General features: G+C 54.1%; 16 protein-coding genes. 12 read left to right on the plus strand and 4 right to left on the minus strand.

Annotated elements, in window-relative coordinates; translation table 11 throughout:
- Positions 1-24: 24 nt before the first annotated feature.
- On the plus strand, positions 25-1,608 hold the full coding sequence (locus JT718_RS19895; protein ID WP_205504556.1) for a hypothetical protein: 1,584 nt from the start codon (positions 25-27) through the stop codon (positions 1,606-1,608).
- A gap of 32 nt (positions 1,609-1,640) precedes the next feature.
- On the opposite strand, the gene JT718_RS20785 is transcribed toward JT718_RS19895, so the two are convergent.
- The 3 genes from JT718_RS20785 to JT718_RS19910 form a co-directional block, all read right to left on the minus strand.
- Entirely contained in the window at positions 1,641-3,068 is a 1,428-nt protein-coding gene (locus tag JT718_RS20785; RefSeq protein ID WP_205504557.1) for an exonuclease domain-containing protein, read from the minus strand.
- 148 nt (positions 3,069-3,216) lie between these two features.
- Entirely contained in the window at positions 3,217-3,687 is a 471-nt protein-coding gene (locus JT718_RS19905; protein WP_205504558.1) for a ferritin-like domain-containing protein, read from the minus strand.
- Positions 3,688-3,833: 146 nt separating this feature from the next.
- Positions 3,834-4,934 (minus strand): AI-2E family transporter, encoded by a 1,101-nt coding sequence (locus JT718_RS19910; RefSeq protein ID WP_205504559.1) that lies wholly within the window; start codon positions 4,932-4,934, stop codon positions 3,834-3,836.
- A gap of 311 nt (positions 4,935-5,245) precedes the next feature.
- Here JT718_RS19910 and JT718_RS19915 point away from each other — a divergent pair, with 311 nt between their 5' ends.
- The 11 genes from JT718_RS19915 (at position 5,246) to JT718_RS19965 (ending at position 21,643) form a co-directional block, all read left to right on the plus strand.
- Positions 5,246-7,117 carry a DNA topoisomerase IV subunit B gene (locus tag JT718_RS19915; RefSeq protein ID WP_205504560.1) on the plus strand — a complete coding sequence of 624 codons (1,872 nt, stop codon included), beginning with the start codon at positions 5,246-5,248 and terminating at the stop codon, positions 7,115-7,117.
- Positions 7,110-9,857 carry a DNA gyrase/topoisomerase IV subunit A gene (locus JT718_RS19920; RefSeq protein WP_205504561.1) on the plus strand — a complete coding sequence of 916 codons (2,748 nt, stop codon included), beginning with the start codon at positions 7,110-7,112 and terminating at the stop codon, positions 9,855-9,857. The genes JT718_RS19915 and JT718_RS19920 overlap by 8 nt, the downstream gene beginning before the upstream one ends.
- A gap of 97 nt (positions 9,858-9,954) precedes the next feature.
- Complete coding sequence (locus tag JT718_RS19925) at positions 9,955-10,710, plus strand: tetratricopeptide repeat protein (protein WP_205504562.1); 756 nt, start codon at positions 9,955-9,957, stop codon at positions 10,708-10,710.
- 107 nt (positions 10,711-10,817) lie between these two features.
- Entirely contained in the window at positions 10,818-11,048 is a 231-nt protein-coding gene (locus JT718_RS19930; protein ID WP_205504563.1) for a hypothetical protein, read from the plus strand.
- A 58-nt stretch (positions 11,049-11,106) separates the two neighbouring features.
- A complete protein-coding gene (locus JT718_RS19935) occupies positions 11,107-13,581 on the plus strand; it encodes a DUF5686 family protein (RefSeq protein ID WP_205504564.1) in 2,475 nt (824 codons plus the stop codon).
- Positions 13,582-13,759: 178 nt separating this feature from the next.
- Complete coding sequence (locus JT718_RS19940; protein ID WP_205504565.1) at positions 13,760-14,749, plus strand: tetratricopeptide repeat protein; 990 nt, start codon at positions 13,760-13,762, stop codon at positions 14,747-14,749.
- Between the two features lie 49 nt (positions 14,750-14,798).
- A complete protein-coding gene (thrS, locus tag JT718_RS19945) occupies positions 14,799-16,736 on the plus strand; it encodes a threonine--tRNA ligase (protein ID WP_205504566.1) in 1,938 nt (645 codons plus the stop codon).
- Positions 16,737-16,846: 110 nt separating this feature from the next.
- Positions 16,847-17,377, plus strand: a complete 531-nt coding sequence (gene infC / locus JT718_RS19950) for a translation initiation factor IF-3 (RefSeq protein ID WP_317195536.1) — start codon at positions 16,847-16,849, stop codon at positions 17,375-17,377.
- 24 nt (positions 17,378-17,401) lie between these two features.
- Positions 17,402-17,596: a 50S ribosomal protein L35 gene (gene rpmI, locus JT718_RS19955; RefSeq protein ID WP_205504567.1), complete on the plus strand. Its 195-nt coding sequence runs from the start codon at positions 17,402-17,404 to the stop codon at positions 17,594-17,596.
- Between the two features lie 83 nt (positions 17,597-17,679).
- Positions 17,680-18,024, plus strand: coding sequence for a 50S ribosomal protein L20 (gene rplT / locus JT718_RS19960; RefSeq protein WP_205504568.1), 345 nt, complete (start codon positions 17,680-17,682; stop codon positions 18,022-18,024).
- Between the two features lie 832 nt (positions 18,025-18,856).
- Complete coding sequence (locus JT718_RS19965) at positions 18,857-21,643, plus strand: carbohydrate-binding protein (RefSeq protein ID WP_205504569.1); 2,787 nt, start codon at positions 18,857-18,859, stop codon at positions 21,641-21,643.
- A gap of 103 nt (positions 21,644-21,746) precedes the next feature.
- On the opposite strand, the gene JT718_RS19970 is transcribed toward JT718_RS19965, so the two are convergent.
- Positions 21,747-23,008, minus strand: a 1,262-nt coding sequence (locus tag JT718_RS19970) for a T9SS type A sorting domain-containing protein (RefSeq protein ID WP_205504570.1), incomplete at its 5' end; no start/stop codon positions are given.

The raw sequence follows: 23,008 nt of genomic DNA on the forward strand, positions 1-23,008 counted from the left end.
GGGTTTGAGGTATACTAAGCCGCTATGTTTGCTTATTTCCAGCTCCCGTCTTGCCCCAGAAAAGTTTTATGGTCCCTCGTTCTGCTGCTGAGTGTGTGCTTTGCTGCCCGGGAGGGCCTCGCGCAGGGGCAGGATTCACTGGTGACCGTGGCTGCCGGAAAACACTACCTGAAGAACGCCTTTCACCGCTTCTGGTGGGGCAAGCACTACCGCCAGGTCTGGGCTGAACCCGTGCAAGTGCCCCTGTTCTGGATAAGCCGGTACAAGGGAGGCATGACGCCCCAAAAGGAAGGCGGCAGCTTCCAGACCAAGAACCTGCGGCTGCTAGACCAGGCGGGGCGGGAATACGTGCTCAGGTCCATTGATAAAGATCCCACCGGGGCCTTGCCCAGGCAATTGCAGCGCACTTTTGTTGCCCGCCTGCTGCAAGACCAGACCAGTGTCATTCATCCGTACGGCGCGTTTATTGTGCCCACCCTGGCGGCGGCGGCCGGCGTGTACCATACAAACCCAAGGTTGGTGTACATTGCCGATGATCCTGACCTGGGCGAGTTCAGGGCCGAATTCGCCCACATGCTGGCCCTGCTGGAGGAAAGGCCCGACGGGAACTGGGAGACTCTTGGCAGTTTCGGGAACCCCAGGCACATCGTGAGTTCCAAAACCGCCTTTGAGCACCTGGTGCAGAGCCCCCGCTACCAGGCCGAGGCCAGGCGTTACTTAACATCAAGGTTGTTTGACATGTGGCTGAGCGACTGGAGCCGGCGGGAAGACCAGTGGCGCTGGGCCCAGAGGGAGCGGGGCGAAAGGGTGGAGTTCAGTCCCATTCCCCGCGACCGCGACCATGCCTTTTTCAAGTTCAAGGACGGAGTGTTGACTGGCCTCATCAGCGTTTTCAAGCCAAATTACCAGAGTTTTGACCAAACCATCAGCCCTAAAAACGTGAAAGGCCTCATGCGCAGCTCCCGCCAGATGGATGCCTCTTTGCTGGCCTATCTGCCCAAAGAAACCTTTAGGGAGGTAGCCCGGGAGTTACAAATGAACTTATCTGATGAAGTGATTGAGGAAGCGCTGCAGCAATGGCCTGCGCAGATCAGGGCGTTGACGGCCCGGGAGTTTGCCACCAAGCTCAGGAACCGCCGCGCAGATCTGCCCCGGGCCGCAGAGGCGTTTTACCGGCAGATCAACCGGCACCTGCTCCTGCCGGGCACCGATGCCGAGGACCTGTTCCGGCTCACGTTTCAGGAAGACGGCCGCCTGCTGGTGCAGGTGTGGGGCACAGTCAACCAGGAGCAGAGGCTGTTCCACCAAAAGACCTTTACCCCGGCAGACACCAAGAGCATCTCCTTCTTTGGGCTGGGCGACGAAGACCGCTTTGAGCTGGCCGGCAGCGGCAGGAACCGGATCAAACTCCAACTCTACGGCGGCCAGGACACCGACCAACTCCGTTTTGGGGCCCATTTCAGGATTAAGGGCAAAAAACCGCTGGTGCTGGAGGAGGAAGACGGCAACCAGTACCCCGCCCATAAAAAGGTGAAGCAGAAGAAGTACACCCCGGCTGCCCGTGAATTTGATGGGGCCGGTTGGCTCCTGCGGCACCGGTTACACTAAGGCCTTTGGGGCCCGTTTTCTAAAAAAGAGGCTTAAAACGCCGGCACGGGCGCGTCCTGGTCAAACACCAGCACTTTGTCTGGGTGTTTGGTGCGCATGTAGCCCCGTATGATCTGCTGGGTGTCTTTGTTGTCATTGTAGTACTTGATGACACCTCTGAAGTCCTCTAGGGAAGAAGCGCTGAACGTCTCATCAAAATACCCGAAGCCCAGGTACCGGCCATTGTCTACCACCACCACCGATTTCTCTTCGGGGTGGCGGCCTTTCCCGATGATCACAAAGGTGACATAGTCGTACTTGAACGCGTCAATGGACTCAATCACCCGTTTGTTGTACTCCTCCGGAGATTCCTTGCCCACGCAGGCGCCTTTGCATTGGTGCACCTGGTAATCAAAGCAGGGGCCGTTGGTTTTGTACAGGTCGCAGAGTTTCTGGCACAGGTTGTACTTGGCCACCCGGCTGTAGAGGAAGTTCTTGGCCTGGAACTGGTTAGACATGGTGAGCAGGGGCGGCACCTCGGTCTTGGCCTTCTGGAACGTGAGCCGAAGGTACCCGTCCTGGTCATAATAGGAGTAAATGCCCGCGTGGTACACACTGCGGCGCTGGGCGCGGTTGTAGAACGGCTTGCGCTTCTTAATCTCATCAGACTCAAACAGCAGGGCTACCAGTTCACTGCCGGTGCGCTCATAGGTGATGCTGGCAATGCGGTTCTTGAACTCAATGGACTTCTTGCTCTTGAAGTCAATGTTGAAGTGCTGGATAATGCGCTTGCGGATGCTCTTGCTCTTGCCCACGTAAATAATCTCGCCGTGTTCGTCATGGAAGTAGTACACGCCTGCCTCCAGGGGCAACGCATCTACCATCTCGCGCGAAATGGCCGGGGGCAGCAACGAGGTTTTAATCTCTTTGGTGATGGAAGAAGTAGGCTCCAGGAGTTTGTCGTCCTGGTCATCGTTCACCTTCTTGGCGTCCAGTTTCAGCAGCCGGTCAAAGAGAACGGTGGTAGCCTCGGCGTCGCCGATGGCGCGGTGGCGCATCTGCAGCGGAATATCGATGCTTTTGCAGAGCTTGCCCAGGCTGTAAGAGGGCAAGCCCGGAATAAGCTTCCGGCTCAGCCGAACGGTGCACAGGGTCTTCCGCTGGAAGGTAAAGCCCAGGTCGGCAAACTCCTTCTTCAGGAAGGAATAGTCGAACCGCACGTTGTGGGCCACAAACACATGGCCCTCGGTGATCTGCACAATCTGCTTGGCCACCTCATGGAACTTGGGGGCATCCTTCACCATGTCATCGGTGATGCCGGTGAGCTGGGAGATGAAGAAGGGGATGGGCCGGCCCGGATTGATGAGGCTATGGAACTGGTCTACCACCTGGGTGCCGTCATGGATGAAGATCGCGATCTCGGTGATGCGGTCTTCGGCGGGCTGCCCTCCGGTGGTCTCAATGTCTACAATGGCGTACACGCGCTCAGGTTAAGGTGAAAGATAACGCTACTTATATTAGCACAACCAAGTTAGGGGCAAGAACGTTTCATTGCGCCGCCTTCCGCAACCCCCCCAAACGCAAAAAAAGCAGCCTTATGGGGCTGCTTTTCAAAAAAGGGGCTAAAAACTAGAGCGCTTCTTTGAGGCTGGTGATGGTTTGCTTGGTGGCCATGATCTCCTGGCGCTGCCGCTGAATAACGGTGAGCAGGTCTACGGGCAGGCCTTCGGTGTTGAGGGCATTGTCATAGGCCTTGATGGCGGCCTCGTCCCCGGTTTCGCACTCGCCCAGGATGGCTTTGCTGTCATTGGCCCCAACGGCCGATTTCAGGTTGATCCAGCCGCGGTGCACGGCGCCGGCGGCTTGCAGGGCGGCCCCTTCCACGGTGGTGGTGTTGCTGGTGCTGTTGCCGTGTTGCTGGGCAATGCTTTCCAGTTCACTCACAAACACGGCCCGTTGGTGGGCAAAGCGCTCCAGTTCGGCTTTGATTCTGGTGTTGTCCACGGCGCCGGCGGCGGTCTCATAGCCTTTGCGGCCGTCTCTGGCGGTTTCCACCAGGTCATTCAGCACGTCCATCACTTTTTCATTCTTGTTTTCCATAGTTGTAGGGATAGCGGTTCAACAAAATCCTGTTCTATCTGAACCTTGCTATATAGCAGAGGAGCAGTTATTCCTGCTATACTGTGCCCGCTATTTTTTGTTATGGCGTTTTGGGGCTTATTCCGCCAAAACAGGCCCAAAACGGCTTACCGCATCTTCCGCTTTTCCCTGAGCCGCTTCAGCAGCCGGTTCTCTTTGTGCGACTGGTTGATGTCGTTCAGGAGAAAGCCAAACGGCCGCAGGGGCTCATAGGCATCAAAGATCACCTTCAGGATGGCGATGATGGGAATGGACAGAATCATGCCGGGTGCTCCCCAGATCTCGCCGCCAATAATCAGGGCCAGGATGGCGGCGAACGGATTGATGCTCACTTTGGAGCCCACCACGAACGGGGTGATGAAGTTGCCCTCCAGAAACTGCACAAAGGCAAAAATCCCGATCACAATGAGCATCTGGCCCGCCGAACCAGTATTCACCAGGATGTACAGGGCCGGCAGCAGGGCGCCAATCAGGATGCCGATGTATGGAATCACGGTCAGGATGGAGGCCAGCACCCCGAAGAAAATGGCGAACTCCACGCCCATGATCATCAGCCCCACGGAGTTCAGCACGGCCACTACCAGGATCACGATCAGCAAGCCCGACAGGTAGCCCTGCACCACCCGCTGAATGTTGTCAATGGTTTCAATGAGCGGCTCACGGCGGTCTCTGGTAATGAACTGGAACAGGAACTGCCGCAGGTGGTCGCGGTAGTACAGCATACAGAACACATAGATGGGAATGAGGGAAATCACCGTAAGGGCCCCCGTGGTAAGGGAGATGGTGCTGCCCAGGAAAGCCGTTCCTGTCTGCGTCACGTTGCCCAGGGCTTTCTGCAGGAACTCGCTCTTGTTGGTGGGCCTGATGCCGAACCGCTCGTACAGAAACTCCTGCACCTTGGCGATCAGCACCGTCAGTTTGGAGTTGATCTCAGAGAGCTCAGAAGAAAAGCCGCCTATCTGGGCCGAAAGAAACCAGATCAGCAGCCCTAACACAATGATCACGAGGATGAGGGAAATGACAATGGAGACCGCCCGGGGCAGCTTTTTCTCCATGCTCCTGGTCATGGGCAGCAGCAGCAGGGCAAAGAGGGCGGCAAAGCAGATGGGGATCAGAACCGGGCTGAAGGTCTGCAGAAAATGCAGCAGCAGGTAAAGCCCCAGCAAAATGACCGTGTACTTAAAATAGGAGGGTAGTTGTATTTCCATTTTGGTGAGGCTGGTTTACAGAGGTTTCTTTAAAAGGTAAATTGCTAAAACAGTTAGCTTTTAAGTAGCTGAAAGCAAGTTTGTTATTATTTTTATCTAAAAACATAAGCAAAACTCCTCTCCTTGAATGAACTGCAAAGCCCTATATTTGGTTACATGGTAGGAGAATCCGGCACTGCTTCCGGCTTTAATTTAGAGCCGTGGCAGCCAAGGATTTCCGCATTAAAAATCGTTCTTTCGCGGTTCTGATGGCAAAGTACACGCAAATTTTCTTTTATTTTACCTAATTCTACTAAACCCTAAAGTTCCCTATGGCAGAACTGACTAATGTTTCCTACAACGAGGATAGTATTCGTTCGCTTGACTGGCGTGAACACATCCGGCTGCGCCCGGGTATGTACATTGGTAAGCTGGGCGACGGTTCCTCTCCCGATGATGGGATTTACATTCTTGTGAAAGAGGTGATTGACAACTCCATTGATGAGCACATGATGGGGTTTGGCCGCACCATTGAAGTAAAGATTTCTGACCACAAAGTGGTGGTACGTGACTACGGCCGCGGTATTCCGCTGGGCAAGGTGATTGACTGCGTGAGCAAGATCAACACCGGTGGTAAGTATGACAGCCGCGCGTTCCAGAAATCGGTGGGGTTGAACGGGGTAGGTACCAAGGCGGTGAACGCTTTGTCTACGCATTTCAGAATCCAGTCTGTGCGCGACGGGCAAACCAAGGTGGCCGAGTTTGAGCGCGGCGAGCTGGTGAAAGACGAGCCGCTGCAGGAAACGAACCAGCGTAACGGTACCACTACCACCTTTGTGCCCGATGATTCCATCTTCCGCAACTACCATTTCATTCCGGAGTTCCTGGAAAACCAGATATGGAACTACGTATACCTCAACGCCGGCTTAACCATCCATTTCAACGGGCAGAAATACTACTCAGAGAATGGATTGAAAGACCTGTTGAGCCGCAAGATAGACGAGGAGTCTATGCGCTACCCCATCATCCACCTGAAAGGAGAGGATATTGAGTTCGCCTTGACCCACGGCAACGATTACGGCGAGGAGTACTATTCCTTCGTGAACGGGCAGTACACTACCCAGGGCGGTACGCACCTGGCCGCCTTTAGAGAGGCGGTAGTGAGAACCGTGCGCGAATTCTACAAGAAAGACTACGATGCCACGGATATCCGCGGCTCAATAGTGGGTGCCATTGCCATTCGCGTTCAGGAGCCGGTTTTCGAAAGTCAGACCAAAACCAAGCTGGGTTCCATTAACGTGGCCCATGACGGCCCAACGGTGCGGAACTTCGTGAACGATTTTGTGAAGGAGCACCTGGACAACTACCTGCACAAGAACCCCGCGGTAGCCGATGCCCTTAAGAAACGCATTGAGCAGAGCGAGCGTGAGCGCAAGGACATGGCCGGCATCAAGAAACTGGCCAACCAGCGTGCGAAGAAAGCGAACCTGCACAACAAGAAACTACGCGACTGCCGCTTCCACTTCGGGGAAAGCAAAGACCTGGAGAAAGAGGCCTTGACCACCTTGTTCATCACCGAGGGGGACTCTGCATCAGGATCTATCACCAAGTCTCGCAACGTGGAACTGGAGGCAGTGTTCAGCTTGCGCGGGAAACCGTTGAACTGTTTCGGGCTCAAAAAGAAAATCGTGTACGAGAACGAGGAGTTCAACCTGCTGCAGCACGCCCTCAACATCGAGGAAGGACTGGAAGGCTTGCGTTATAACCGCGTGGTCATCGCCACCGATGCCGACGTGGACGGCATGCACATCCGCCTGCTGCTTATGACCTTTTTCCTGCAGTTTTTCCCAGATCTGGTCAAAAACGGGCACCTGTACATTCTGGAGACGCCGCTCTTCAGGGTGCGCAACAAGAAAGAGACCATCTATTGCTACAATGACCAGGAACGCCAGCACGCTATTCGCAAGCTGGGCAAGAACCCCGAGATCACCCGCTTCAAAGGTTTGGGTGAGATCTCGCCGGAAGAGTTCGGGAAGTTCATTGGGGAGAACATACGCCTGGAGCCGGTGATCATGGGTAAGACCGAGCAGAACATCCAGAAGATCCTTTCTTACTACATGGGCAAGAACACGCCGGAGCGCCAGCAGTTTATCATTGAGAATTTGAAGATTGAAAAAGATATAGTAGAGGAGGTTTATGCTTAACGAAGAATTGGAAAACGAGAACAACCTGGAACTGGATGCGCAGCTGGAAGGCGAGGAGGCCATCCATGACATCACGTCGGTTTCTGGTTTGTACGAGAACTGGTTTTTGGACTATGCCTCCTACGTAATTCTGGAGCGGGCCGTGCCTGCCCTAGAAGACGGTTTCAAGCCGGTGCAGCGCCGCATCATGCACGCCATGAAAGAAATGGACGATGGCCGTTTCAACAAAGTGGCGAACGTGATCGGGCAGACCATGCAGTACCACCCGCACGGTGATGCCTCCATTGGCGATGCCATTGTGAACCTGGGCCAGAAAGACCTGCTCATTGAGACGCAGGGTAACTGGGGCGACGTACGCACCGGCGACAGCGCCGCGGCTCCCCGTTACATTGAGGCCCGCCTCACCAAGTTCGCGCTGGACGTGGTGTTCAACCCGCAGACCACCGAGTGGCAGCTGAGCTACGATGGCCGTAAGAACGAGCCGGTGACCTTGCCGGTGAAATTCCCGTTGTTGCTCGCACAGGGCGTGGAAGGAATTGCCGTTGGCTTGTCTACCAAGATCATGCCCCACAACTTCCGGGAGCTGATCAAGGGTTCTATTGACGTACTCAAAGGCCGTAAGACGCAGCTGTTGCCCGATTTCCCAACCGGTGGTCTGGCAGATTTCACCAACTACAACGGCGGTTCCAAAGGCAGCAAGATCCGTTTACGGGCTACTATTGAGAAAGTAGACAAATCGCTCCTGATCATCCGTGACGTGCCGTATGGTACCACCACCACGGCGCTGATGGAGTCTATTGTTAAGGCCAGCGAGAACAACAAGATCAAGATCAAGAAGGTGGTAGACAATACCGCCAAAGACGTGGAGATCCAGGTGCACATTCCGCCGGGAATCTCGCCTGACCTGACCATTGACGCGCTCTACGCCTTCACCGACTGCGAAATCTCTATTTCGCCCAACACCTGCGTGATCATTGACGAGAAACCTCGTTTCATGACCGTAGATGATTTGCTGCAGATGTCTACTGTGAAAACGGTACGGTTGCTGGAGCGGGAGCTGGAGATCAAGCAGGCCGAGCTGGAAGACAAGTGGCACCAGTCTTCGTTGGAGAAGATCTTCATTGAGAACCGCATCTACCGCGACATTGAAGAGTGCGAGACCTGGGAAGCCGTTCTGGAAGCCATTGACAGAGGTCTGGACCCGTTCAAACCAACCTTGCGCCGTGAGGTAACGCTGGACGATATCGTGCGCCTGACCGAGATCAAGATCAAGCGTATCTCCAAGTTTGACGCCTTCAAGGCCGACGAGTACATCAAAAAGCTGGAAGCCGAAATGGCGGAGGTAGCCGATCACCTAGCCAACCTGACCCGTTACGCTATCAGCTATTTTGAGGGTCTTTTGGCCAAATACGGCAAAGGCAAAGAGCGTAAAACCCAGATCAGAACCTTTGATGTGGTATCGGCGCAGAAAGTGGCCGTGGCCAACCAGAAGCTGTACGTGAACCGCAAAGACGGTTTTGTGGGCTATGGCTTGAAGAAAGACGAGTTCGTTTGTGACTGCTCTGACATGGATGATATCATTGCCATCCGCAAGGACGGTAAGTTTATGGTGTCCCGCATCTCAGACAAGATCTTCATGGGCAAAGACATCATTCATGTGGGCGTGTACAACAAGAATGATGAGCACATGGTCTACAACATGATCTACACCGATGGAAAGACGGGCATCTCCTTCGCCAAGCGTTTTGCCGTGACTTCCATCACCCGTGACAAAGAGTATGACCTCACCAAAGGGGAGAAGAACTCCAAGGTGGTGTATCTGACGGCGAACCCGAACTCTGAATCTGAGTTGGTGAGCATTCAGTTGCAGCCGGCCAGCGCCGCCCGCGTGAAGAATTTTGACTTTGATTTTGCTGAACTGCTGATCAAAGGCAAAGGCTCACAAGGCAACATCGTGACCAAGCACCCCATCAAAAAAGTGACGCAGAAAGCCTTGGGTGAGTCTACCCGCGGCGGTCGCGAGATCTACTATGATGAAGTGATTGGCCGCCTGAACACCGAGAACCGCGGTCGTTACCTGGGCTCCTTCAACACCGATGATACCATCCTGGTGATCTACAAAGACGGGTCGTATGAGTTAACTTCGTTTGAGTTGTCTAACCACTATGATGTGCCTAACATTGAAGTAATCCATAAGTTCTCGCCGGAGTTGGTGGTGTCTGCCATCTACACCGAAGGCGAGACCAAGGTGAGCTATGTGAAGCGCTTTGTGGTGGAAACCAGCACCGTGGGCAAACGCTTTACCTTCATCTCAGAAACCAAAGGATCTAAGCTGTTGGCAGCAACCGTGCACCCAGAACCTAAAGCCGAGATCAAGCTGCAGCGCGATAAAAAGTCTGAGAAAGAGACCGATATGCTGCTGTTGAGCGAGTTCATTGACGTGAAAGGCTGGCGGGCCATGGGTAACAAACTCAACTACTTCAAAATCTTTGGGGTAACTATCCAAAAGGAGGAAGAAGCGGAGCCCGTAAAGGTGAAAAGTAGCACAAAAGCAGTAAAACCGGTAAAGGTAGACCCTAAGATAGTACAAGAAACAGCGGCCTCTTTCTCCTCCGGAGACCAGGTGGCGCTTGATATAAACACATTAGAACCTGTTCTGGATTTAGCCGTAGAAACTGAACAAATTGGGGATCTAGAAAAGCCAGCCAAAAGCCCTAAAAAACAGTTGAACCTGTTTTAGGATTTTCTGAAAAGTTTTTCGTAGATTACCCTTACGTTGGAATGTTAAAGTTTAACTGGGGAGTATGCGGAAAACTTTTAGACTCGTGTTTTTATTGATGACTCTGATAAGTTTTCCGAACCTGGCGGCCTTTTCCGGCGGCTTAGGTTCGGAAAAACTTCTGTGGGAGGCGAACCAACTATTCCGGGAGTACAAAGACGCGGAAGCTCTGGAGAAATATGAACTGTTGCTCGCTTCCAGTCCGGAGCAACTGGAGGCCCTCACCAAGGCCAGCATCGTCTGTGGCCGCATCGGGAGCCGCTTCACCGACGATACCCACAAGGGAATCTACTACCACAAAGCCTATACCTTCGCGCAAAAAGCGCGGGCCGTAGACAGCCTGTCGGCCGAGCCAAACTACGTGATGGCGCTTTCGCTCAGCAACCTGGGCCAGATTGCCTCCCTCAAAGACCGCATGGTACAGCTCAACCAAATCAAATACTTCCTAGATAATGCCCTGGCCCAAGATGCCCGCCATGCCGGCGCTTGGCACCTGCTGGGCCGTTGGGCCTACAAAGTGGCCAACCTCACCTTCGCCGAAAAGTCTGCCAACCGCTTGCTCACGCATCTGCCGCTGCCCACTTCCACCAACCAGCAGGCCATTCAGGCCATTACCAAAGCCATTGAACTGGACCCAGGCAACTTGCTGTATTACTATGATTTAGCCCGGGTACAGCGCGAGTCTGACCTTAAAAGCGAGTGCGTGGAAACCCTGCAGCGCGCCCTGGACCAGAAACTGGTCACCACCGAAGACCTGGAGCTGAGCCGCCGGTGCAAAATCTTGTTACAGGAAGTTTTAAAAGTAAGAGTATAGCCTAAAATCTACTTTCATTTCACCTGCACCGGTTTAGGAATCTTCCGGGCAATTACTTTGGTCTTTGCCAGGTAATATCACCAGCCAGCGCAGAAACGTCTGCGGTTGTGCTTCGCTCATCAAGTACACAGCCCCGAAACCAAGAGCCCACCCTGGAGGAACTCTTAGTTTCGGGGCTTTTTGTTTTTGGTCCGTTTTCTCAAAAACTGCAGAAAAATAGAGCCGGCATAGGGGTTTTTGAGTTTCGCCTGTCTTTTGGGGTAAGTTTTACAAAGGCGCGCCGTGGCAGGGGAATTTACCTGTTTGAAGATTTGCTGAAAGGAAAGGGAGAAAAATAGCGCTCTTAGTATATAAAATTTAACATATTTTTTATATTAGTGTACCAAAGCCAAGCAGGTGAGAAAACTACTGGTCCATATTTTGCTACTCGTTGGTGCGTTTGCGGCGCAGGCCCAAACCACTCCGCTAACCGGTATAGTCAGGGATGCTGAAAGCAAAAAGCCCCTGGACTACGTAACCGTGCACCTGCATGCCGCCAAGGTGCCGGCCTTCACCGATGAGGCAGGCCATTACATCCTCAGAAAATACGCCCTCACCGATACCGTCACTTTCACCCTGCTGGGGTACACCCCGGTTGTAAAACCCGTAAAGGAACTGCTCAAGAACGGCAGCGTGGCCCTGGTGCGGCAAAGCTACGCCATCCAGGAAATAGTGGTCCGCCCTAAGGAAAACCCGGCCTACCGCATTGTGCGCGCTGCCGCCCGCAACAAAGACCAGTACTTGCCCGAAAACCAGGCCGCCGTTCAGTTTGGTACCTACACGCTTATGAAAGGCAGCATCCTAGAACGCGAAGCCACCGACAAGAAGAAAGGCTTCTCCAAGCGCTACGCGCCCTTCCTGGACAGCCTCACCTTGAGCGACCAGCCCAGTCGCACGGCCTCGCTGCCCATTTTCCAGTCAGAAACGGTAAAGGAAACTTACTTCACCCGTGATCCCCGCAAGTCAAAGGAGATCCTGAAGGCCAGCAAAGTGGTAGGGGTGGGCATTGAACGCGAAAGCCAGGTGGCGCAGTTGCTCAACGCCCAGGCCGAGCATTTCTCACTGAACCAGAACTGGATGCGCATGTTCGACAAGGACTTCGTGAGCCCCATTGCCAACCAGTGGGCCAGCTACTATGACTATGACCTGGAGGACAGCGTGCAGACGCCCACCGGAAAGGTGTATCGCATCAAGATTCTGCCCAAACGCCCGCAGGACCTCACTTTCACCGGCACCATGTGGATCGCCGACGGCTCCTTCGCCCTGAGAAGGATTGAGCTGAAGATGAACAAAGACGTGGCGCTCAACTTTGTGCGCGACCTGCAGATTGTGCAGGCCTGGGACGAGAAGAACCCTTCGCTCTTGCCCTTGTCCAGCAAGCGCAAGTTCCAGATCACGGGCCTGCCCGGCACCGATGTGCGCCTGTTTGTGGAATCGGTGACCACGTACACCGACCTGGTGATTGGCCAGCCCAAGCCCGAGGAGTTCTTCGACAAGACCCACCACATCAGCGACTCGGCCCTGAAGTACCAGGAAGCCTACTGGCAGAGCGTGCGGCCGCAGGAGTTCTCGCCCGAGGAGCTGAAGCGGGTGCAGTCCATCGCCCAGATCAACAAACTGCCCGAGATCCAGAGCGCCGTGAAGCTCATCAGGGTAGTGGTGGAGGGGCACATGCCCCTGAACGACAAGTTTGAGTGGGGGCCGGTGTTTGGCACCTACGTGTTCAACAAGGTAGAGGGGCACCGCTTGCAGTTCGGCGGCCGCACCACCCAGGAGTTTCACCCCAACTGGATCATCAACGGCTATCTGGGCTACGGCACCAAAGACAAGTCCTTCAAGAGCCTGCTCAACTTGCGCTATGTGGCCAACCGCGAGCAATGGACCGAGTGGGGGGTAAGTTACCTGAATGATGTGGGGCCCGCCGCCATGGACCTGAACAATGCCCGCATGAACAGCTTGTTTTTCTCGGCCTTTAGGTGGGGCAAGATGAACTTCCCATACCTGCAGGAGCGCGTGCAGATGTGGGCCGAGCGGGAGTGGTTTCCCAGTTTCAGGCAGCGGGTCACGTTCCGGCGTACCAACTACAAGCCCCGGTTTGACACCCGCCCCATGAGCGGCGGAAAAGACCGCTCCACCTTTGCCGGGTTCACCACCACCGATGTGAGCCTGAGCCTGGTGTTCTCCCCGGCCCGCAAGATGCTGATCAGGCACTATGAAAAGCTGCCCATCTCCAACTCCAACGCGCCCATCATCGGGCTGGACCTGTCGGCGGGCCTGAGCGGCGTCATGAACTCAGACCTTACCTACCAGGAAGTCTCCCTGTCGGTGGAGCAGCGGGTGCGGGCGGGTATCTTTGGGTACGGGCGGTATTACTTCAGGGCCGGCAAAACCTTTACGCGGGTGCCGCTGCCGCTGCTGCAGGTACCGGTGGGCAATGAAACGCCTTTCTTCATCCTGCATGGCTACAACCTGATGCCGTTCTTCGCCTTCGCGACGGATGAGTACGTGTCGCTGCGCTACGACCACCATTTTGAAGGGGCATTTTCCATTACCAACCGCCTGCCTTTGCTCAAGAAAACCAAGCTGCAGCTGGTGGCCGGCGGGGCCCTGCTGTACGGCCGCCTCACCGACAAGAACAAACCCACCGAGACCCTGGAGACCGTGGAGAATGGCCATTTCAAGGGACTAGGCAAAGACCCGTACGCCGAGGTGAACGTGGGCTTCAAGAACATCTTCCAGTTGTTCAGGGTAGACCTAGTGCACCGCCTCACGTACCAGGAACTGGACGCCCCATTGTGGGCCCTGCGCATGTCGGTGTCGGTAAACCCGTAGGTTTTGGGGCTGTTTCTGAAAAAACGGGGCTAAAACAGGAAGAACTTAGCGGTAAATGGTACCTTCGCTTACTCATTGTTTTATGTACCCTTTTTCAGGCATGCGTTTTTCTTTCATACTTCTCTGGGCAGGGGTGGGCCTGTTTTCGGCCTGTTCCCAGGAAACCTCAGAAGAAAGAATGTTCAACCTCACCCGCGTAGACAGCAGCATTCCTACCCAGATCAACGAGATTACCAAGGCCCTGGGCCAACGCAACCCACAGCCCGAGTGGTACCTGAAAAGGGCCAAGCTGTACTTGAGCGCCAACCAGAGCAAAAACGCCTTCCGGGACCTCACCACCGCCACCACCCTTGACCCCGCCTTGGGTGAGGCTTATTTCTGGAAGGCCAGAATCCTGACCTCTGAGCAGCAGTACCAGGAAGCCATGAAGCTGATGATGCAGGCCAAAGCCTTCAACTTTTACTCGCCTGAGTCAGAAGCCATTCTGGCCGAAACCTACGTGGGCCTGAAGCAGTACGACAAGGCGCTGGGCCACAGCAGCAAGGCCGTCAAACTGAGCCCCGGCGAGGCCAAGTACTACGTGCTGCTGGCCAAGGCCCAGTCGGGCACCGGCGACACGGCCCGCGCGCTGTTCAACTTAAACCGGGCCCTGGTGCGTGACTCGCTCTCGCTGCCGGCGTACCGCGAACTGAGCGCCATTTACACCGCCCGCCAGCAGTATGACCTGGCCTACCCCCTGGTAGACAAAGGCGTGAAACGGCAACCCAAAGATGGCTTCTGGTGGCAGCAACTGGGCCGCAATTTCCTGAGCCGCAACCTCACCGACACCGCCCTGGCCTGCTTCTCCCAGGCCGTGGCCCTGGAGCCGAACCAACCCGAGGCCTACGCCGGACTAGGCGAGGCCTGGTACAAGAAGCGGCAGTACAGCACGGCCCTGCCCCAGTTATTAAAAGCCCAGGAGCTGGGCCTGCACCTCACCGAGCACAACCGTTGGGTCCTGGCCTCCTGCCTAGAGTGGACCGGCAACAAGGAGGCGGCCCGCCCGCACTACGTTTTTTTGACCAGAAAATATCCGCAGAACCGGCGCTATAGTGTAGCTTTGCAGCGTATCACCCGGCCCGTGCCGCGGCCCAAAATAGATACTTTGAGCTCGGTAACTGTTTTTTAGCTAATTTGCCGAAAACAAGCCCAGAACGCAGAAGTTTAGAACTTGCTATATGATCAACATTACCTTACCGGACGGCTCGGTCCGTGAGTACCAGGACGGAGTAACCGGCATTGAGATTGCCGCCTCTATCAGTGAAGGGTTAGCCCGCAACGTATTGGCCGTGAAAGTGAACGGGCAGGTGTGGGACTTAACGCGCCCCATCACCGAGGATGCCTCCATTCAGCTCCTGACCTGGAACGATGACGAGGGCAAAGCCACCTATTGGCACTCCTCTGCGCACTTGATGGCCGAGGCCCTGGAAGCCCTGTACCCCGGCGTGAAGCTGGGCATTGGCCCGGCCATTGAAAATGGTTTCTACTATGACATTGACCTGGGCGAGGGCCGCACCCTGTCGCAGGACGATTTCCCCGCCATTGAGCAGAAAATGCTGGAGCTGGCCCGCCAGAAAAGCGAGTACGTGCGCCAGCCCATAAGCAAGGCCGATGCCATCGCCTATTTCACCGAAAAGAACGACCCGTACAAACTAGACCTGCTGGAAGGCCTGGAAGACGGTTCCATTACCTTCTACACCCAAGGCAACTTCACGGACCTTTGTCGCGGGCCGCACATCCCCAACACGGGTTTCATCAAAGCCGCCAAGCTCATGAACGTGGCCGGTGCCTACTGGCGCGGCGACGAGAAGAGCAAGCAGCTCACCCGGGTGTACGCCATCACGTTCCCCAAGCAGAAAGAACTCACCGAGTACCTGGAGCGCCTGGAAGAGGCCAAACGCCGTGACCACCGCAAACTGGGCAAGGAGATGGAGCTGTTCACCTTCTCTGAGAAAGTGGGCATGGGCTTGCCGCTCTGGTTGCCCAAAGGCACTTTGCTGCGCGAGCGGCTGGAGCAGTTCATGCGCAAGGCCCAGCAACGCGCCGGCTACCAGCCCGTGGTAACACCGCACATTGGTTCCAAAGAGCTGTACGTGACCTCGGGCCACTATGAGAAATACGGGGCAGATTCGTTCCAGCCCATCAGGACGCCCAATGAAGGGGAGGAGTTCTTCCTGAAGCCCATGAACTGCCCGCATCACTGCGAAATCTACAAGACGCGTCCGCGGTCGTACAAGGAGCTGCCAGTGCGCCTGGCCGAGTTCGGGACTGTGTACCGCTATGAGCAAAGCGGCGAACTGCACGGCTTAACCCGCGTGCGGGGCTTTACCCAGGACGATGCCCACATCTTCTGCCGCCCAGACCAGGTGAAGGAGGAGTTTACCAAGGTGATTGACCTGGTGCTGTACGTGTTCAAGGCCCTGGGCTTTGAAAACTACACCGCCCAGATCTCGTTGCGTGACCCAGAGAACAAAGCCAAGTACATTGGGGCCGATGAGCTGTGGGAGAAGGCCGAGCGCGCCATTATTGAGGCCGCCACGGAAAAAGGGCTGCCCACTGTAACCGAGTTGGGCGAAGCCGCGTTCTACGGACCTAAGCTGGACTTCATGGTGAAAGACGCTTTGGGCCGTAAGTGGCAGCTGGGAACCATTCAGGTAGACTACAACCTGCCCAACCGGTTTGAGCTGGAGTACATTGGCGCTGACAATGAGAAGCACCGTCCGGTCATGATCCACCGGGCACCTTTTGGCTCTCTGGAGCGTTTTGTGGCGGTACTCATTGAGCACTGCGGCGGTAACTTCCCGCTGTGGCTGAGCCCAGACCAGGTGGCCATCCTGCCTATCTCTGAGAAGTACCATGAGTACGCCCACCGCGTGAACCAGTTACTGGCCGACCAGGACATCAGGGGATACATTGATACCCGTGACGAGAAGATTGGCCGTAAGATCCGCGACGCGGAGGTGAGCAAAGTGCCGTACATGGTCATTGTAGGCGATAAGGAGCAGGAAAACGAGATCATCTCTGTTAGAAAGCACGGCTTAGGCGACATGGGCACCATGCCCGTAAACGCCTTTGTGGAGAACTTCAAACAGGTGCTCTCAGAGCTGCTTGGATAAAAAATATAGTAAATTATTTTTATTATAAAAGGGAAAACGCGATATTCGCACCCTGATTGTGAAACCTTAACTAAGGAGGTACAACTATTTCTACGAATAACAAACGCTACGTGCCTCGGGGCAAAGTTGAAGAGGCTCATAGAATCAATCAGCGCATCACCGGTTTGCGGGAAGTGCGCGTGGTTGGCGAAAACGTAGAGCCTGGCGTCTACACCATAGAACAGGCTCGCCGCATGGCGCAGGAACAAAACCTTGACCTGGTAGAGATCTCGCCCAAAGCAGATCCGCCGGTTTGCCGCATCATTGACTATTCTAAGTTCAAGTACGAACAGAAGAAGAAGCAGCGCGAGATGAAGGCCAAAACCACCAAGGTGGTGATGAAGGAGATTCGTTTCGGGCCGAACACTGATGAACACGACTTTGAGTTCAAGCTGAAGCACGCCCGTCAGTTCCTGGCGGAAGGTGCGAAAGTGAAGGCGTACGTGCACTTTGTGGGCCGAACCATTGTCTTCAAGGAGCGCGGAGAGGTATTGCTTCTGAAGTTTGCCCAGGCGCTGGAAGACGTGGCCAAGGTAGAGCAGTTGCCGAAACTGGAAGGAAAACGGATGTTCCTGTTTCTGGCACCTAAAGCCAAGAAATAAAAGTTCACCATTTATATAAACCCAATGCCTAAAGTTAAAAGCAAATCAGGGGCTAAGAAGAGATTCACCCTGACAGGAACTGGCAAAATTAAGCGTAAGCACGCTTTCAAAAGCCACATCCTGACCAAGAAGACCACCAAGCAGAAGAGAAATCTGACGCACACCGGCTTAGTTAGCGCCGCTGACCACGCCAACGTGATGAACATGCTTGCGTCTTAACTCAATCAATTTTACTAATTGTTTCATCGGGAACTGGTAACTAAGCATTAAACCGAGATCACCAGCCCCAAAAAAAATCAGAAATGCCTAGATCGGTCAACACCGTGGCTGCGCGCCACAAAAGAAAAAGAATAATGAAAATGGCCAAAGGTTACTTTGGCCGTAGAAAAAACGTTTGGACAGTAGCCAAAAACGCGGTTGAAAAAGGTTTGCTTTATGCCTACCGCGACAGAAAGGTGAAGAAAAGAGACTTCCGTGCTCTTTGGATTCAGCGTATCAACGCAGCTGCCCGTATGAACGGTCTTTCTTATTCTCAGTTAATGGGCGGTTTGAAAAAAGCCAACATCAACCTGAACCGCAAGGTTTTGGCTGACTTAGCTTTGAACCATCCAGAAGCTTTCACCGGAATTGTTGAGAAAGTAAAATAAGCTTTCCTGCCCATACCTCTTAAAAGCCCAGCCCACGCTGGGCTTTTTTTATGCCCTGTAGCAACCATCCAGTTGCCATGCCATTGCAAACGGAAGGGCTGGCGGAGCTTTGAGGAAGTAGGGTTGGCAGGGGAGGAGTCTTCCTGCGCGAACCTTGCAAAGGAGAGTAAGGACATCTGTGCCCAGCCTCCTGCCTCTCGCTCCACTCCATACTTCCTGATTCCAGTCCCTGGTAGGTTACCGCCAATCTTGTTGCTTTGGGGCCAACTTTTGGAAAACACCTCTAAAACGGTTTCAACTCCACCCATCTTTTACAGTCTACCAAAGCGGTAGCATCCCCAGTTTTAAAATTTAAATGCTTTTAATCGGTTTTGCGGGAAGTACTATTTTCTGCAAGGTAAACACGTAGCGGGTATGTAATTGTAAGTACTTGATTAATAAGTAAGTATAGTTATTAAAATTGACGCAAAAGCTTTGCTTCTACACTTAAATAAACTTGACATGTATGAAAAAGTGCAATAAATAGGCTGATGGTACAGCTCAGGTTTAGATGATAGATAGTGGAATTCAGATTATAAGATTTATAATGCTATAAGAAAGGTAGAAATATACTAAACCTTTTTAAGAACTAAGAATTTGCTAGATTATGCTAGCTTTAAGGTATTAGGAGTTGTATTAAACCTATATTTTTCCCGTATATAGTTCTTTTTTAATATAACTATGGCAGGGCTTGCCGTTTTTTTATATTGAACTTTAGGGGTAGCTTTAATCTTAGTACACCAAACTAACCACTTCTGAACCTCCTGTTTCTCTGTTTGATCTGCTAGAAAAAATGAAAGTAAACCTTTACCGCACGCTCACCGCCCTTTGTTTTCTATTTAGTACATTTCAGGTATTCGCCCAGGTGCCCACCGCCAATGAAAGCGTACAGCCGTACACCGCCAATTTTGGCTATGGCAGTAACATGGGGGGCTACGGCAACGGCTGGACCGATAAAAACCTGGCCATCATTGTCAACAAAGCCGGGGGAAACTCGCTCCGGCCAACGCTCCCCGACCACTTTGTAGAAAGGTGGGGGTACAACATCAGGTTGAGTGAGTTTCAATACTACACCAACACCCTGGGCATGAAGGAGATTACCTGTTTCATTGAAGGTCCTTCCGAAGCCCACCGCGACCAGACCATCTACCCGGGTTGCACCACTCCCTCTAAAGTTTTTGCCAACCTCTACGAGCCCATCTGGAAGTCAGACGGAACGGTAAACCCTAATAACTACTACGCCAATTACGTGTACAAACTGGTGCAGACCTACGGGGCTTATATCAAGAACTGGGAAGTAGTGAATGAACCAGACCTGGGCGCCAACAACCCTTCAGAGTGGCTTACCCGCGCCCCGCTTCCTTCCGAGATGTCTAACCTGCGGGCTCCTTTTTTCAATTACGTCCGCATGCTGCGCATCACCTGGGAGGTAGTGAAGAAGTACAACCCCGATGACTTTGTTACCCCGGGCGGCATTGGCCACAACAACTTCCTGGATGCCCTGCTGCGCTACACTGATAACCCCAGTGGCGGTGCGGTAACCAGCCAGTACCCCAAAAAGGGCGGTGCGTACTTTGACATGGTCAGCTACCACGTGTACCCTTCCTTCTTCCTGCGCAAGTGGGACAACTCTATCTCGGGCTTCAAATACCTGCGTAACTCAGACTACGCCGCCGCCCAGGTGATTGGTCACAAAAACGGCCTGGAGGCTGTGCTGCTGAAGCACGGCTACAACGGGGTGACTTACCCTAAGAAGCACTTTATTGTCACCGAGACCAACATTAGCCGCCGGGCGGTTGACTGGCGCTACAGCTCAGACAACATGCAGCGCAACTTCGGGATCAAGACTCTGGTGCTGGCCCAGAAGAACGGCATTAAACAAGTTCACTTCTTCAGCGTGGGGGAGACGTATGATTCCCCAACTTCTGAGACCATCTCCAGCTCTATGGAATACGGCCTCATGGGAATCCACGAAAACCTGAAGCGCGATGCCATGGGCGCTGAGAAATTATCGCCGCTGGGCAAAGGCTTTAAAACTACCAGCCTCCTGTTGCAGGGATACACCTATGACGCTTCGCGTACCGCTGCCCTGAACTTGCCGGCGGGCGTGGAAGGGGGCGCTTTCAAAAAGAATACAGAGTACGTCTACGTACTTTGGGCCAAAAACCCGAACGATAAGTCAGAAACGTACACCCAACCGTACTCTTTCCCGGCCGGGTTGAACCTGGCCTCGGTAACCCGGTTTGAGTGGGATTACTCCATCACCGGCAAGTCTGCCCAGCAGGCGTCTACTGGTTTAACCCTCAACACTGCACCTTCCTTCTTCAAAGGGGTAACCGGCACCTCTACCGCCAAGCAGAGCCAGACCATCACGTTCAATGCGCTTGGCACAAAAGTGTACGGAACGGCTCCTTTCGCGCTGCAGGCTACTGCCTCTTCCGGCTTGCCAGTAAGTTTCAAGGTAGTGTCGGGTCCGGGTACGCTGAGCGGCAGCACCCTTACCCTTACCGGAGCCGGCACCATAACCATTGAAGCTACCCAGGCTGGCAACACCTCTTACAACGCCGCAACGGCCGTAAGGCAAAATCTGGTGGTATCTAAGGCAACCCCGGTCATTACCTTCGGCACCCTGACCACCAAAACCGTAGGCAGCGCCGCCTTTGAACTGAAAGCCACCAGCACCAACACCGCTACGCCAGTGACGTTCACCTCCTCCAACCCGGGGGTGGTGTCGGTCTCTAATGCCTCGGGCAAATGGATGGCCACGGTTGTGGCGGCGGGTACCGCCAACATCACTGCCTCTCAGGTGGCCAGCACCAATTACCTGGCGGCTGCCAACGTGGTGCGGTCACAGGTGGTCTCCACTTCTTCAACCTCAAACAATGAGATTCTGCCGGTGACCACCACTAAGATTGAGGCGGAAAAGTACACCTCCATGAACGGGGTATACATCAGCGGTTGTAAAGACGTGGGGTACGGCTACCACGTGGGCCGGATTGATGCCAACGACTGGATGAAGTACAGCGTCAACATCAGTGCCTCGGGTACCTATACCATGAACTTCAGGGTTTCGGGGACCAGCAACGGCCAACTGGAGGTTAGAAACGGGAGCGGGGCGGTACTGAAAACCGTAGACATTCCCATGACCGGTGATTGGCAAATCTGGAAAACCGTGAGCGCCAGTGTGCCGCTTACTGCCGGCAGCCAGACCCTGCAGATCTACGTGAAGAAAGCCGGCTGGAATTTCAACTGGTTCGAGATTGTCTCTTCTTCCACACTGCTGCAAACTGCCCCAGAAACCTTCGGCACCGAATTGGCTGCGAACAGCCTATGGACCGTATTCCCGAATCCGGCCACTGATAAGCTTCAGGTGCGCTTAGGGGACCAGGTAACCGGCGAAGTGGTGCTTGACCTGCTGGATGCCTCAGGTAGACTGGTGAAGCGTTTAACGGTAAACAAAGATGCTCAGGCGGGCGAGAGCACGCATACCATTCCGCTGGACAATGTCGCCCACGGCCTTTATTTCCTTCACCTCAAAGGCAAAGGGTTGAATGAAGTAAAAAAGGTGCTAAAACAATAACACTGCCTGGCGCTAGCCAGCAGTAACAACTTACCAGTATGTAAAAAAAGAAGGCCGGGCATTAGCTCGGCCTTCTTTTTTTAAAACGGTGAACGTCTGGGGTTTACCGTCTGCGCATGATCCTGATAGCTTTACTGCGTCTTTCAGTGTTCAGGCGGGCAATGTAGATACCCTCGGCCACTTCACTGTCAATGCTGTACTTGTAGGTGACACCAGCTTCGGCTCTGCCTTCGCCAAGCCGCCGAACTGCCTTGCCACTCACGTCGTACAGAACCAACGAGAACTGACCGGCTTCTCTCAGGGTGAACTCAACAGAGGCCTGATCTGAGAAGGGGTTAGGGTTGGCGCTGAGAGCGATTTCAGAATTAGTCTCGCCAGCTTGTCCTTCGGGTGCTGCTACCGAGTAAGCAACAGTAGTAGCCGAACTACCTCCCAGTGGGCAACCTGCATTGTTATACCTATCTAACTTGGAGGCCAGGTTGCCTGCAGCAGTACTTCCTGATCTAAACGCCGCATTTACCGCTGTTTTCAAAGAGGTAATTGTAGGATAGGCTGAGTTGTAGTCTACATCTGGGTGGCATATGTTGAGCAGTGCAGCCACTGATTGCCGACCAAGGTTGTAGATGCCTCCACCTCCCATATTCAATACCTGAAGCAAGGTTAAATTCCTAAGTTGTGTAGGCGCATCAGTAAACACACTGCCATATAATGTATTTGGAGAATAGCAGGCCCATCTGTTAGTATGGTTCTTCCAGTAACCTAATGTACAACCTTCATTTACTACACAGTTTGTAGCAGCTACCAGGGTCACCGAGGCGTATCCGGAGGTACATTCAGCCGCATTTCTTGCTCTGACAGTGTAAGTGCCCGGGGTCAGTCCTGTGAAACCGCCGGAAGGGTAGGCTACAAAAGGCCCGTTGTTCAAACTAAAGGTTAATCCGGTAGTAGTTGAGGAAATGGAGATACTACCGGTTAACACGGAACAAGTAGGCTGGGTGGGCACGAGGGTCGGTGCTGATGGGGTCTGCGGCTGGGTTCCGATGGTGCCGGTGCGGGCGGCGGACACGCAGGTGGTCCCCTTCACGCGGGCGGTGACGCTGTAGCTGCTGCCGGCGGCCAGGGCGGAGAAGGTCACCTGGTCGGTGAAGGCGCCCCCGTTGAGGCTGTACTCGTAGTCAACCCCGCCGCCGTCCAGCGGGGAGGTCACCGTCAGGCTGCCCGTGGCCACCTCGCAGGTCGGGTGGGTCACGCTCACGGTCGGCTGGGCGGCGGTCTGCGGCTGGGTGCCGATGGTGCCGGTGCGGGCGGCGGACACGCAGGTGGTCCCCTTCACGCGGGCGGTGACGCTGTAGCTGCTGCCGGCGG

It is taken from the genome of Rufibacter psychrotolerans (genome assembly GCF_016924645.1).
Taxonomy (GTDB): domain Bacteria; phylum Bacteroidota; class Bacteroidia; order Cytophagales; family Hymenobacteraceae; genus Nibribacter; species Nibribacter psychrotolerans.

Excerpts from the sequence above, each read along its gene's own strand:
- JT718_RS19895 (WP_205504556.1), top strand. The coding sequence starts at position 25 with ATGTTTGCTTATTTCCAGCTCCCGTCTTGCCCCAGAAAAGTTTTATGG.
- JT718_RS19905 (WP_205504558.1), bottom strand. The coding sequence starts at position 3,687 with ATGGAAAACAAGAATGAAAAAGTGATGGACGTGCTGAATGACCTGGTG.
- JT718_RS19910 (WP_205504559.1), bottom strand. The coding sequence starts at position 4,934 with ATGGAAATACAACTACCCTCCTATTTTAAGTACACGGTCATTTTGCTG.
- JT718_RS19915 (WP_205504560.1), top strand. The coding sequence starts at position 5,246 with ATGGCAGAACTGACTAATGTTTCCTACAACGAGGATAGTATTCGTTCG.
- JT718_RS19920 (WP_205504561.1), top strand. The coding sequence starts at position 7,110 with ATGCTTAACGAAGAATTGGAAAACGAGAACAACCTGGAACTGGATGCG.
- JT718_RS19925 (WP_205504562.1), top strand. The coding sequence starts at position 9,955 with ATGACTCTGATAAGTTTTCCGAACCTGGCGGCCTTTTCCGGCGGCTTA.
- JT718_RS19940 (WP_205504565.1), top strand. The coding sequence starts at position 13,760 with ATGTTCAACCTCACCCGCGTAGACAGCAGCATTCCTACCCAGATCAAC.
- thrS (WP_205504566.1), top strand. The coding sequence starts at position 14,799 with ATGATCAACATTACCTTACCGGACGGCTCGGTCCGTGAGTACCAGGAC.
- rpmI (WP_205504567.1), top strand. The coding sequence starts at position 17,402 with ATGCCTAAAGTTAAAAGCAAATCAGGGGCTAAGAAGAGATTCACCCTG.
- rplT (WP_205504568.1), top strand. The coding sequence starts at position 17,680 with ATGCCTAGATCGGTCAACACCGTGGCTGCGCGCCACAAAAGAAAAAGA.
- JT718_RS19965 (WP_205504569.1), top strand. The coding sequence starts at position 18,857 with ATGAAAGTAAACCTTTACCGCACGCTCACCGCCCTTTGTTTTCTATTT.